This window comes from Brevundimonas sp. R86498 (assembly GCF_044598075.1).
Taxonomy (GTDB): Bacteria; Pseudomonadota; Alphaproteobacteria; order Caulobacterales; family Caulobacteraceae; genus Brevundimonas.
Genome location: NZ_CP139004.1, coordinates 1,234,308 through 1,248,209, shown reverse-complemented (window position 1 = coordinate 1,248,209; position 13,902 = coordinate 1,234,308). Strand labels below are relative to the sequence as shown.

General features: G+C 67.1%; 7 protein-coding genes. 5 read left to right on the top strand and 2 right to left on the bottom strand.

What is annotated here, in order from left to right; all coding sequences use genetic code 11:
- Positions 1-71: 71 nt before the first annotated feature.
- Positions 72-2,861 (bottom strand): TonB-dependent receptor, encoded by a 2,790-nt coding sequence (locus SJY26_RS06140; RefSeq protein ID WP_396595253.1) that lies wholly within the window; start codon positions 2,859-2,861, stop codon positions 72-74.
- A gap of 293 nt (positions 2,862-3,154) precedes the next feature.
- On the opposite strand from SJY26_RS06140, the gene SJY26_RS06135 reads away from it, so the two are divergent.
- Positions 3,155-4,954: an alpha-amylase family glycosyl hydrolase gene (locus SJY26_RS06135; RefSeq protein WP_396595252.1), complete on the top strand. Its 1,800-nt coding sequence runs from the start codon at positions 3,155-3,157 to the stop codon at positions 4,952-4,954.
- 11 nt (positions 4,955-4,965) lie between these two features.
- The gene (locus SJY26_RS06130; RefSeq protein ID WP_396595715.1) at positions 4,966-6,603 is read left to right on the top strand and encodes an alpha-amylase family glycosyl hydrolase; all 1,638 of its coding nucleotides are present in this window, start codon (positions 4,966-4,968) and stop codon (positions 6,601-6,603) included.
- A 2-nt stretch (positions 6,604-6,605) separates the two neighbouring features.
- Here the strand turns inward: SJY26_RS06130 and SJY26_RS06125 are convergent, their stop codons facing one another.
- On the bottom strand, positions 6,606-7,634 hold the full coding sequence (locus tag SJY26_RS06125; protein ID WP_396595251.1) for a LacI family DNA-binding transcriptional regulator: 1,029 nt from the start codon (positions 7,632-7,634) through the stop codon (positions 6,606-6,608).
- A 100-nt stretch (positions 7,635-7,734) separates the two neighbouring features.
- On the opposite strand from SJY26_RS06125, the gene SJY26_RS06120 reads away from it, so the two are divergent.
- The 3 genes from SJY26_RS06120 to SJY26_RS06110 all read left to right on the top strand — a co-directional run bounded on the left by SJY26_RS06120 (position 7,735) and on the right by SJY26_RS06110 (position 13,901).
- A complete protein-coding gene (locus SJY26_RS06120) occupies positions 7,735-9,792 on the top strand; it encodes a glycoside hydrolase family 97 protein (protein WP_396595250.1) in 2,058 nt (685 codons plus the stop codon).
- A gap of 178 nt (positions 9,793-9,970) precedes the next feature.
- Complete coding sequence (locus SJY26_RS06115) at positions 9,971-11,503, top strand: MFS transporter (RefSeq protein ID WP_396595714.1); 1,533 nt, start codon at positions 9,971-9,973, stop codon at positions 11,501-11,503.
- A gap of 28 nt (positions 11,504-11,531) precedes the next feature.
- Entirely contained in the window at positions 11,532-13,901 is a 2,370-nt protein-coding gene (locus tag SJY26_RS06110; RefSeq protein WP_396595249.1) for a glucan 1,4-alpha-glucosidase, read from the top strand.
- Position 13,902 lies beyond the last annotated feature (1 nt).

Below are 13,902 nucleotides of genomic sequence, written 5' to 3'. Positions count from 1 at the left end.
TCCCGCGCGGCCAGGTTGCGTCCCCGGGAGGAGGGAGCCACGCGTCGGGGAGACGCGTGACCGGGACTAGGTCAGTAGCGGTAGTTCAGGCCGATCAGAAACGTCCGGCCATAGGACTGGTAGTCGATAACCTGCCGCTCATCGCCATTCTGGAAGGTCTGGAACGGCTCATCCGTCAGGTTGTTGACCTGGAACAGGACCGAGGCCCCGTCCAGCGGACCGGACTGGAACTCATAGCCGATCTGGGCATCGACCACGTTCTCGGCGGCGACACTGCGCAGGGTCCGGCCATTGCCGAAGCCGGCAACCTCGCCGAGGAAGTCCGACCGATAGCGGTTCGAGACCCGGGCCTGGAAGCCGTTGGCCTCATAGTAGACCGTCAGGTTGGCGACCGTTTCCGACAGACCCGGCAGAGGGGTGGCGGCGTTGCCGTCCGGCTTGATCTCGCTGGACGTCTGGGAGACCGACGCCTGCATGCCGAAGCCTTCCAGCCTCGGATTGACGATGTCGAACGGCACCGACAGGGCGAACTCGACGCCCGAGATATAGCCGCCCTCACCATTGTCGGGCGCCGACACCACGCCCTGGCTGATCACCGGAACCACGCCGCCCGACGGATAGCCGGTGAAGTCGAAGATCTGGTTGCGGCTGAAGACGAAGCTTTCGAGGTCCTTGTAGAAGCCCGCCAGCGAGACATAACCCGTCCGGTTGGCGAAATACTTCTCGAACGAGATGTCGTAGACGTTGGCGATCGTCGGCCGCAGTTCAGGATTTCCGCCCGAGCCGCTCCAGGGAGAGTTCAGGTCCGGCCGCGCCGCCGGCGTATTGTTCGTCACATTGAAGCTGAAGTTCCGCGACGCCCGCATGTCGTCCATGCGCGACCGGGCCAGGGTCCGGGCGGCGGCGAAACGCAGATACATATCGTTCGGCAGTTCGAGGATGAAGTTGCTGGACGGCAGGAACTCCTCGTACTCCAGACCCCCGCTGACGGCGGTCGACACCGTGGTCGCGCCGGTGCCCGACGCGGCGAACCCGCTTGAGCTCTGGTCCGTGCCCACATACTGCAGGCCGACGTTGCCGGTCAGGGGGAACGAACCCATCCGGTGGTCGATGTTCAGCTGGACGTAGGCAGTGTTCACCTTCTCCGTCACCGCCCAATTGCCCGACTGGACGTCGGCGTTGGGGTTGCGAACGAGGTTGTAGAAGCCGGAGTCGACAAGGCCCAGGGCGTCGTAGCTGAGCACCCCGCCGAGACCGAGATAGGTCAGCTGGGTCGCCGGCAGGAGGAAGGCCTGCGGGACCATTGGCGAGGCCCCGCCCGGGATGCCGAGGAAGTACTGATCGTTGACGAAAGTCTTCTCGCGTTCGGAGATGTTGACCCCGACCTTGATGGCACTGAAGGGGCCGCCATCGGTGAAGGTGTGCCGCGCTTCCAGACGGACGGCCTTGAGTTCATCATCGACCGACGGCGTGTTCAGATAACCGTCCTGGCCACCGGGAATGATGTCGCCGCCCCAGCCTTGCGGGCTGGTCAGGCGGATCAGGTTGGGATCAGCATAGTCCAGCTGGCTGGAGAAACGCGCCACGCCATCGTCGTCGAGGCTGAAGCCGAGGGTGTCGAGAGCTCCGGCGACATTGCGCCCCGTACCCGCGAGCGTTTCCAGAACGATGTCGCTCCGCTCGACCTTGGAATAGTTGAGATCGGCCATGAAGGACCAGGTCTCGCTGGCGTCGAAGACCGAGTTCCAGCCGACCGAGGTGATGGTGCTCTCGCGTGCATTGACGTCGTTGCGGACCACACCCTTGACGTTGGCGAAAGTCCCGGCGGTGACGAAGCCGTCCGCGGCCGTCGTCGTTGCGCCCAGAACGGGCCCCGGCCGGCAGGTCGCCGTCTGGATGTTGGCCGCGCAAGCCCCGGCCACGGTCTCGGCCGAGCCGCCCCAGGCCAGCGGAAATTCGATCCCCCGCAGGATCTGGGTGTTCTGGAACTCGGAATAGAAGGCGTCGACCGTTGAATGGAAACGGTCGTTGGGCCGGAACTCGACCACGCCCATGAAGCCGTCGCGCTCAAGCTCGGACGACATGACGTAGGGCTTTACGCCGCCGATGACGAAATCGCCGGCGGCTGTCGTCGGATAGCCCCAGCTGTTGTAGCGCTCGGACTGGTAGGGGCTTTCGATGTGGGCATAGCCCAGGGCAATCCCGATCGTGTCGTCGGCGAACTGGTCGATATAGGACAGGCTGTAGCGAACGCCGTTGTCGTCCGTGCCCGAGTTCAGGGCACCGATGTCGTTCTGTTCGTAGCGGACGTTGGCGGCGATCGCGCGACGGCCATAGGCCAGAGGACGGATCGTCTGCAGGTCGACCGTCCCGGCCAGACCCTGGCCGATCAGCTGGGCGTCCGGGGTCTTGTAGATGGTCACACCGCTCAGCAGTTCCGACGGATACTGGTCGAACTCGACGCCGCGGTTGTCACCGGTCGTCACCTGCTCACGGCCATTCAGCAGAGCGGTGGTGAAATCAGGTCCGAGCCCCCGGATCGAGATCAGCTGTCCGCGCCCGTCCAGGCGCTGGACGGTGAGGCCGGGCAGCCGGGCCAGCAATTCCGCGATGGACACGTCGGGCAGCTTGCCGATGTCCTCGGCCGTGATGACCTCGACAATCGAGGTGTTGCGTTGCTTGGCCGCGATCGAACTGGTGATCGACGACCGGATGCCGGTGACAACGACCTCATCGACCTGGGTGGCCTCGTCCTGCGTCCGGGCTTGGGCCGCGGCTCCGCCGGCCACGGCCAGCAAGGCCAGGCTGCCGATGGCCGCGCCGGCCATCAGACGCGCACGCGTGTTGATACGGTTGCTCATTCTCTTCCTCCCTGCGGGTCTTCTCGCGTTTCTGACGAAGCGATCCGGACCTCGACGCAAAAATATGCAAACAATCGCTAATCTTGCAAGCCTGTAATGCAGAAGGCTCAAACGCGGCCAGTGAAGGCACCGCGATTAATGGCGCTGCTGCAGTGCAGCACAGCCACTTCCGGGCAAAACAGAAGGCCGACATGCCGGATTGACACGATGGATTAGCCCTGCAAAATCTTGCAAAGAGTTCGCCGGGCCTTGTATCCGACGACCGGAACGGGAGAGGACTGACGATGCAATTCATGGTCCCGCGCGCATGCGGTTCGGCCCTCGGGCTGATTCTCGCCCTGGCGTGCGCTACCCCCGTTACGGCTGGCGGACTGCCGCTGGCGCAGGACCATCGAGCCCGCCTGCCCCAGGACGAGGTGATCTATTTCCTGCTGCCGGACCGGTTCGCCAATGGCGATCCCTCGAACGATACGGGCAGCATTGCCGGTGGTCGTCTGGACCACGGTTTCGACCCCGCGCACGAGGGCTTCTATCATGGCGGTGATCTGGCCGGCGTGACCCGCCGGCTGGACTACATCCAGGGCCTCGGCGCGACCGCGATCTGGCTGGCCCCCATCTTCCGGAACAAGCCGGTGCAGGGCGAGCCGGGCCGGGAGTTCGCCGGGTCACATGGCTACTGGATCACCGACTTCACCCGCGTGGATCCGCACTTCGGCGACAACGCCGCCATGCACGCCCTGGTCGAGGCCGCCCATGCGCGAGGCATCAAGGTTTATATGGACATTGTGGCCAACCATACGGCCGATGTGATCCGCTACCGCGAATGCCCGGCCAACGACTGCGCCTACCGCAGCCGCGCGGACTATCCCTACACCCGGCGCGGCGGCGTGGACGGCGCGCCGATCAATGAAGGCTTCGACGGCTCCAACTTCGACCGGCTGACCCGCCCGGACTATGCGTACACCCCGTGGGTCCCCGAGGCTGAGGCGACGGTCAAGGTCCCGGCCTGGCTGAATGACCCGATCTACTATCACAACCGCGGCGACACGACGTTCCGCAACGAGAGCAGTCTGGACGGGGACTTCGCGGGGCTCGACGATCTGATGACCGAGCACCCGCGCGTGGTTGCGGGGATGATCGAAATCTTCGGCGACTGGATTGATCGCTACAAGGTGGACGGCTTCCGCATCGATACGGCGCGGCACGTCAATCCGGAATTCTGGCAGGCCTTCGTGCCGGCCATGCAGGCGCGGGCCGCCGCCAACGGCATTCCGAACTTCCACATCTTCGGCGAGGTCTATGACGTCGATCCGGCCCAGCTGGCCCGCTACACCCGGGTGGACGGCTATCCGGCCGTGCTGGATTTCGGCTTCCAGTCCACCGTTACCGACCTTGTGGCGCGGAACGTCGCACCGGATCGACTGGCGCGTCTGTTTGCGGCCGACGCCCTGTACGCCGGTGGCGAGCCGGCCGCGCTCGGCCTGCCGACCTTTCTCGGCAACCACGACATGGGCCGCATCGGCCATTTCATCCTGACGTCAAAGCCCGACATCAACGATGAGGAACTGTTGGCGCGCACGACCCTGGCCCACGCCTTCCTGATGTTCAGCCGCGGCGTCCCGACGATCTATTATGGCGACGAACAGGGCTTCACCGGCGACGGCGGCTACGGCGGAGCCCGCCAGAACATGGCCGATACCCGCGTTGCCTCCTATGCCGACGACCGCATCGCTGGCGGGTCTCGCGAGGCCTTCTCCACCGAGGCACCGCTTTATCGCGCCATCGCGGAAATGGCCGGCCTGCGCCAGGCTGATATCCGCCTGCGGCGCGGCCTCCAGACGGTACGGTTCGCCGCCGAGGAACCGGGCCTGTTCGCCGTGTCGCGCCGTCTTTCCGGCGGGCCGGGCGAGACCCTGATCGTGTACAACACGTCCACCAGCCCGATCACCGCCAACATCGAGGTGGACGCCGCCTCCGCCGACTGGTCCTCTTCGCGTGGCACCTGCCCCGCGGCGGCGACCGCCCCCGCCAGCATCAGGGTCACGGTGCCCGCGCTGGATTATCTGATCTGTGTTTCCGAAGGTGTGCGTTGACCGCTGAACTCCTGAGCCCCGACCTGCACCCCGTTCCCGGTGGCGCGGCCGCGCCCGACCACGAATGGTGGCGCGGGGCCGTCATTTATCAGGTCTATCCGCGCAGTTTTGCCGACACCAATGGCGACGGCATCGGCGACCTGCCGGGCGTCACGGCCCATCTGGACCACATCGCCTCGCTCGGCGTGGACGGTATCTGGCTGTCGCCCTTCTTCACCTCGCCGATGAAGGATTTCGGCTACGACGTGTCCGACTATCTGGGCGTCGATCCGATCTTCGGGACCCTCGCCGATTTCGACCGGCTGGTGGACAAGGCCCATGCGCTCGGCCTCAAGGTCATCATCGACCAGGTCTATTCCCACACCTCCGACGACCACGCCTGGTTTCAGGAGAGCCGTCAGGACCGCACCAATCCGAAGGCCGACTGGTACGTCTGGGCCGATGCCAAGCCGGAAGGATCGCCGCCGTCGAACTGGCAGTCAGTGTTCGGCGGCCCGGCCTGGACCTGGGACGCGCGTCGCCACCAGTACTACATGCACAACTTCCTCAGGGAGCAGCCCCAGCTGAATGTGCGGAACCCCGAGGTGCAGGAGGCGCTGCTGGCCGTGGCCCGCTTCTGGCTGGACCGGGGTGTGGACGGCTTCCGCTGCGACGCGCTGAATTTCTCGATGCACGACCCGGCCCTGACCGACAATCCGCCGGTCCTGGCGCCGGGCAAGCGGACCCGGCCGTTCGACTTCCAGCATCACGACCATAACCAGTCCCACCCGGATATTCTGGCCTTCCTGACCCGGCTGCGGGGCGTGGCCGACAGCTATGGCGACGATCGCTTTCTGGTCGCCGAGGTCGGGGGCGAAAAGGCCAATGAGGAGATGAAGCTCTATACCGAAGGAGCCGACCGGCTGCATTCGGCCTATGGGTTCCTGTATCTCTACGCCGACCGGCTGACGACGGATCTGGTCAATCGCGGCCCCGCCATGTGGCCGGGTGTCGAGGGCGAGGGCTGGCCGTCCTGGACCTTCTCCAACCATGACGCCCCCCGGGCCGTGTCGCGCTGGGCCGAGGGACGCGACCCCAGGGCCTTCGCCGAGATGGCCCTGCTGCTGCTGGTCTGCCTACGCGGCAATGTCTTCATCTACCAGGGCGAGGAACTGGGCCTGCCCCAGGCCGAGGTGCCCTTCGAACGCCTCGTCGATCCCGAAGCCATCACAAACTGGCCCGATACCCTCGGCCGCGACGGGGCCCGCACCCCCATGCCGTGGAAGGCCGACAACGGCTTCGCCGGCTTCTCGGAGGCCGAGCCCTGGCTGCCCGTCGATCCCCGACACCGCGCGCTGGCGGTCGAGGCCCAGGAACGCGACCCCGGATCCACCCTGCATTTGGCCCGTCGCCTGATCGCGTTGCGCAAGACCCATCCCGCCCTCCGGACGGGATCCATGACGTTGCTGGATGCCCCGGACGGCCTGCTCCTGTTCAACCGCATCGACCGCGGCGAGCGCCTGCTGTGCGTCTTCAACCTCGGCCACCATCCGGTCGACTGGACGCCGCCGGCCGGATGGTCCGTGGTGGAAGCGGTCAACGGTGCGGACATCCATGCGCACGCTTTGCCGGCCCTCGCAGGGCTGGTCCTGAGCGGCGGCCCGGGCTGATGTCAGCCGCCGCAGGTCTCGCGCACGATCAGGTCGGTGGGAATGCGTTCCGACCGCCCGCCGCCCTCGCCGCCGTGATCCAGCAGTTTGGAGACCATCAGCCGGCCCGCCTTCATCGTGTCTTGGGCGATGGTCGACAGGGCCGGACGGCTGTAGCGGCTGAACGGCACATTGTCGAAACCGATCACCGAAACCTCCTCCGGCACCCGTTTTCCCGCGTGCAACAGGGCGCGCACGGCCCCCAGGGCGATCAGGTCCGAGGCGGCGACGATGCCGTCGAAATCCAGACCCCGCCGCAGCATGGAATCGACCGAGGCCTCGGCGCTCTCCACCTCGAAATGGGCAGGAACGATCAGGTCGGGATCCACCCCCAGACCGGCGGCCTCGACAGCCTCCTGATACCCGCGCTGCCGCTGCATCGCCTCGGGCGGGTCGAGGTCCCCGAGGAAGACGATCCGCTTTCGTCCCAGACGGGCCAGATGGGCCGCCGCCCGGCGCCCGCCATGGATGTTGTCCGAACCGATCGAACAATAGGCCTGATCCGGCAGTTCGGCCCCCCAGACCACGAACCGGCCGTCGGTCTCCGCCATCCGGTTGAAGGCGGAGTGCAGGGTCGACTGCCCCAGAAAGATCACCCCCTCCGCCCGGCTTGTGGTCATGGCGTAGTTCAGGTCGTCAAGGGTCGCCGGCGACACATGGCTCATGACCAGATCGCAGCCGCGCTCGCGTGCCGCCTCGCCCACCCCGGCCAGAAGCTCGAGGAAGAAGGGATCCGACAGCCGGCCCTCGCGCCCCTGCGGACGGGGCGTGACCAGGGCGATGGTGCCCGAGGCCCCGATCGGTCCGGCCGGCATATAGCGTCTGAAGGGATAGTCGTGCTCGCGCGCCAGCTTCCAGATCTTCTCCTTGGTCCGGTCGTTGACCGCCGGGCTGTCATTCAGCGCCCGCGACGCCGTGGAGATCGACACCCCCGCCAGGGCCGCGATGTCCTCAAGCCGGGTACTGCGCTTGGTCACGAGCGATCCAACCATTCTGCAAAATTTGCTGCAAACCACGTCATCGTCGCATCTGCATCCGTTGCGCGGCGCTTGGCAAGAGCTTCGCAATAGAAGCCGACAGGGAGTGAAACCGATGCGTATTCCGTTCGTGGCACTGGCGCTGGTCGCCCTCTGCACACCCGCCCTCGCCCAGACCCCGGCACCCGCGCCGATTATGGTCTCCTCGCCCGACGGGACCCTGACCGTCAGCGTCACCACCGACGGCGACGGCCGCCCCAGCTATGCCGTGACCCGCCTCGGGAGGCCGATGATCGCCCCTTCGCGCCTCGGCTTCATCCTGACCGACGCCCCCAAGCTGGAGCGCGGCCTGGTCGCGACAGCGGAGCCCGTCACCGCCCATGACGACACCTGGGAACAGCCCTGGGGCGAGCGCCGCTTCATCCGCAATCACTACCGCGAACTGCGCGTCCATCTGCGCGAGACCACGGCCCTGGCCCGCGTCTTCGACGTCGTCTTCCGCGTTTATGACGACGGTCTGGGCTTCCGCTACGAGTTCGCGGCCCAGCCCAATCTCACGACCCTGCGCATCGGCTCGGAACTGACCGAGTTCAACATCGCCGAGGACGGTGAGGCCTGGTGGATCCCCTCCCGGGAATGGAACCGCGAGGAATACCTGTATCATCGCACCCCCATCGAGGCGGCGGCCAACACCCAGACCCCGATGACCATGCGGCTGGACTCCGGCCTGCATGTCTCGATCCACGAGGCGGCCCTTGTCGACTATGCCGGCATGAACCTGCGCCGCGCCGAAGGTCGCCGCTTCGTCGCCGACCTGACGCCCGGCTTCACCAATGCGGCGGTCGAGCGCGAGGCCCCCTTCACGACCCCCTGGCGTACCCTGCAGATCAGCGATGCGGCCGGGGGTCTGGTCGAATCCGCCCTGATCCTGAACCTGAACGAGCCCAATGCGCTCGGTGACGTCAGCTGGTTCAAGCCGATGAAATACGTCGGCATCTGGTGGGACATGCACCTTGAGACGCGCAGCTGGAACAGCGGGCCCCGCCACGGCGCGACCACCGACTACACCCGCCGCCACATCGACTTCGCCGCCGAGCACGGCTTCGGCGGGGTTCTGGTCGAGGGCTGGAACGTGGGCTGGGACGGCCAGTGGTTCGGCACCGGCTGGGATTTCGACTTCACCCGCGCCTATCCCGACTACGACCTTCAGGCCGTGACCGACCATGCCCGCGAGAAGGGCGTCATGATCATCGGCCACAACGAGACGGGCGGAAACGCGTACCACTACGAACAGCAGATCGAAGACGCCTTCGCCCTGTACGAACGTCTGGGCATTGGGGCGATCAAGACCGGCTATGTCGCCGACGCCGGCGGCGCGCGGGTCGCGGGACCCGACGGCCAGCCGACCCTGGCCTGGCACGAGAGCCAGGCCATCAGCCGCCATGAGCTGAACGTGGTCCGGACCGCCGCCCGCCACCGCATCGCCGTCAATGCGCACGAGCCGATGAAGGACACCGGCCTGCGCCGCACCTACCCGAACATGATCAGCCGCGAGGGGGCCCGCGGCATGGAGTTCAGCGCCTGGGGCCAGCCCGGCAATCCGCCCGAGCATGAGGTCAATCTGGTCTTCACCCGGCTGCTGGCCGGACCGATGGACTATACCCCCGGCATCTTCGGCATGCAGACCCGAAGCCCCGATGGCATTGCCACGACCTGGGCCAAGCAGTTGGCCCTGTATGTCACCATCTACAGCCCGATCCAGATGGCGGCCGACCTGCTGGAGAACTACGAGGCCAATCCCGGCCCCTTCCAGTTCATCAAGGACGTGGCCGTCGACTGGGACGACACCCGGGTCCTGAACGGCGAAGTCGGCGACTATGTCACCATCGCCCGCAAGGAACGCGGCACCCGCGAATGGTTCATGGGCTCCATCACCGACGAGAACCCCCGCGTGCTGGACGCCTCCCTGAGCTTCCTCGAGCCCGGCGTGCGTTATCGCGCCGAGATCTACCGCGACGGCCCCAACGCCGACTGGCGCGACGGAGAGGGACGCAGCCGGACCGACATCGTCATCGAGCAGCGCGAGGTCACGGCCGCCGACACCCTGACCCTGCGTCTGGCCCCCGGCGGCGGCCAGGCCATCCGCTTCGTCCCCCTCGGGAGAGCACGTTGAGGGCCGCGCCCTGCTTCCTTCTCCCCTTGCGGGAGAAGGTGGCCCGCGCAGCGGGTCGGATGAGGGGTCGCACAGTCGGCGACGGTGAGCGTTTCACCTCCGGGCGGACAGGCTGGCGTGACCCCTCATCCGTCAGGCTTCGCCTGCCACCTTCTCCCGCAAGGGGAGAAGGACGATGATCACCCGCCCCCGTCTGACCCGGCTGGCGATCTGGAACATGTGTGTCGGCTTCTTCGGCATCCAGATCGGGTTCGGTCTGCAGAACGCCAACACCAGCCGGATCTTCCAGACCTTGGGAGCCGAGGTCGACAGCCTCGCCATCCTCTGGATCGCCGCCCCCCTGACCGGCCTGATCGTGCAGCCGATCATCGGCCATTTCAGCGACAAAACATGGACCCCGCTGGGCCGGCGTCGGCCCTACTTCCTTGTCGGTGCGATCGCCACCACGCTCGCGCTCGTCTTCATGCCCAATGCCCCGGTGCTGTGGATGGCGGCCGCGACGCTCTGGATCATGGACGCCGCGATCAATGTCACCATGGAGCCGTTCCGCGCCTTCGTGGGCGACAACCTGCCGGAGGAACAGCGCGCCACCGGCTATGCCATGCAGAGCTTCTTCATCGGCACGGGCGCGGTCTTCGCCTCCTGTCTGCCTTGGATTCTGTCCAACGTCCTGAATGTCGCCTCGACCGCGCCGGAGGGCATCGTTCCCGACAGCGTCCGGATCAGCTTCCATGTCGGAGCCGCCGCCATGCTGGTCGCCGTGCTCTGGACCGTCTTCTCGACGAAGGAATACAGCCCGGAACAGATCGACGCCTTCGAAGGCGCACGGCCCGCCGCGATCCATCCCGAGGCCTTGCGCCCCGCCGCCCGCTATCTGACCGGCGGCCTCGCCTGGCTGGCTGTCGGAAGCCTCGCCCTGCTGGCCATCTGGCTCGTCCGCGACCAGGCCGCCGCCCTGCCGGCTGACCTTGAGGACTGGCGCAAGGCCGTCGGCAAGGAGCTGTATGTGCTCGCCGCCTTCGTCGCCGGCTTCGGGGCCCTGCAGCTGCTCGCGGCGGGCTTCCGGCGCGCCGCCCGGTCAAATGGTTTGACAGAGATCCTCGACGACATGTTCGGCATGCCCGAGACCATGCGCGGCCTGGCCGTGGTCCAGTTCTTCAGCTGGTTCGCCCTGTTCGCCCTGTGGATCTACACCACTGCGGCCGTCACCGCCGTCCACTACGGGTCCAGCGATCCGACTTCGGCGGCCTACAATGAAGGCGCGGACTGGGTCGGCGTGCTGTTCGGCGTCTACAACGGTGTGGCAGCCCTGGTGGCGTTCGCCCTGCCCGTGCTGGCCCGCCGCATCGGCCGGCGCGGCACCCACGCGGTGGCCTTGACGATGGGCGGCCTTGGCCTGATCGGCATCTTCCTGATCCGCGATCCGGCCTTGCTGTGGCTGCCGATGGTCGGGGTCGGGATCGCCTGGGCGTCGATCGTCTCGATGCCCTACGCCATCCTGTCCAGCGCCGTCCCGGGCCGCAAGATGGGGGTCTATATGGGGGTGTTCAACATCTTCATCGTGGTGCCCCAGCTGATCGCCGCCACCCTGCTGGGCCTGATGCTGAACGCCCTGTTCCAGTCGCAGGCGATCTGGGCCCTCGTCATCGGCGGGGTGTCCTTCTTCGTCGCGGCGATCTGCGCCCTGTTCGTGCGCGAGCCCGTCCCCTGATCCCTGCTGTCTTCCGGTGAGTGTCCCTATGAAAAAGTCCCTGATCCTGGCCACCGTGGCCTCCCTGACCCTGACGGGCGCGGCCATGGCCCATCCCGGTCACGATGTCGCCCCCGGCGCACCGGGCGAGACCCCGACCTGGGTCAATGCCGCCAAGACCGGTGTCGGGGCGTCCTATGAGGCCTATGTCGACGGCCGTTACCAGGACGGCGGGCCGACCGGTGCGGTATCCCGCGTCTGGTTCTCGATCGCCGACGGGGTCCTGACAGAAACCATGTACGGCCTGATCCACGAGGCCCAGATCAAACAGTTGCGTTTCGCGGTCCAGACCCCCACCGGCCTCGCGGTCGAGGGGACAGACACCACCGCCCGCACCGAATATCTGCACACCGACGCCGACGGGCGGCCGCTGTCGCCCGCCTACCGGATCGTGACCACCGACCGTGACGGTCGCTTCGAGATCGAGAAGCGGATCTTCACCGACCCGGACCACAATGCCCTCGTCCTGCGGGTCACTCTTCGGGCCATGGAGGGTCCGGTCACGCCGTATCTGCTGCTGGAGCCCCATATCGCCAACACGGGCGTGGCCGATCGGGGCGAAGCGGCGGTCGACGCCCTCCACGCCTTCGAGGGCGCGACCCATATGGTCCTGCGGCCCGATCAGCGTTTCACGGCCGCGACCGTCGGCTTCATGGGGACCTCCGACGCCCTGACGGACCTCCGGGCCGACGGCCGGCTGAATGCCGTCTACCGCACGACGGGCGAGACCTCAGGCAATCTCATGCTGGCCGGGGCCCTGCCCCGTCTGGCGGCGGGCGAAACCCTGACCCGCGACTTCGTGCTCGGCTTCGGCGACAGCCGGGCCGCCGCCGAAGCTGCCGCTGACGGCAGCTTCGCCACCGGGCTCGACGGGGTTCTGGCCCGCTACAATGGCGAGGGCGATCATGTCGGCTGGGAAGACTATGTCGCCTCCCTCTCCGAACTGCCCCGCCTCGCCGGCGTCGCCACCGACGGCGGGAAACTGGCGTATGCCTCGGCCCTGATGCTGAAGGTGCAGGAGGACCGCACCCATGCCGGGGCGCTGATCGCCTCCCTGTCCAACCCGTGGGGCGACACCGTCGACGCCACTAATCCCTCGACCGGCTACAAGGCCGTCTGGCCGCGCGACTTTTACCAGGTCGCCATGGCCCTGCTGGCACTCGGCGACACGGAGACGCCGCTGGCCGCCCTTCGCTACCTGCCCCAGGTCCAGGTCGATGCGGAAACCCCCGGCAATACGGGGGCGACCGGCTGGTTCCTGCAGAAGACCCATGTGGACGGCCAGATCGAATGGGTCGGCGTCCAGCTGGACCAGACCGCCATGCCGATCATGCTGGGCTGGAAGCTGTGGCAGGGGGGCCTCGTCAGCGACGCCGAGATGGCGCGGATGTACACCGGCATGATCAAGCCGGCCGCCGACTTCCTCGTCGAAGGCGGCACGATCGGTCTGGACTGGAACGACCGCACCGTCACTCCGCCGTGGAGCCAGCAGGAGCGCTGGGAGGAACAGGAGGGCTATTCCCCCTCCACCACCGCCGCCGTCATCGCCGGCCTCGTCACGGCTGCGGAGATCGCAAAGGCCTCGGGCGACGCGGCCTCGGCCGCCCGCTATCTCGCCGCCGCCGACGACTATGCCGGCAAGGTCGAGGCGCGGATGTTCACCACCGAAGGGGCGCTGGGCGACGGCGATTACTTCCTGCGGCTGTCGCGCAATGAAGACCCGAACGACAAGGGTCTGCTGGGCGAGAACAATGGCCAGCCCGGCCTGCCCGAGGACCGCATCATCGACGGCGGCTTCCTCGAACTGGTCCGCTACGGCGTCCGCTCCGCCACGGCCCCATCCATCCTCGCCACCCTTGGCGAATATGACGACGTCACCCTCGAGGACCGTCTGCGGGTCCGCTACGAGTTCGGCCCGGCCGGCGATACCACCCCCGGCTGGCGGCGCTACGGCAACGACGGCTACGGCGAGAATATGGAAACGGCCGGCAACTATGGCGTCGGCGGCATGACGCCCGGCCAGCGCGGCCGGGTCTGGCCCTTCTTCACCGGCGAGCGCGGCCACTATGAACTGGCCGCCCTGCTGGCCGGCGGCACGCCTGACGCCGCGGCGATCGAGGGCCTGCGCCAGACCTGGGTCCGGGGCATGGAGCGGTTTGCCAACGACGGCCTGCTGCTGCCCGAACAGGTCTGGGACGGCGTCGGCCAGACGCCCGACGGCTATGCGACCGGCGCGGGGACCAACTCCGCCACGCCCCTGGCCTGGACCCATGCGGAGTATCTGAAACTGCTGCGATCGATCGCCGACCGGGCGGTGTGGGACCGCTACGCCCCCGTGGCCGAACGCTACGCCCGATAGG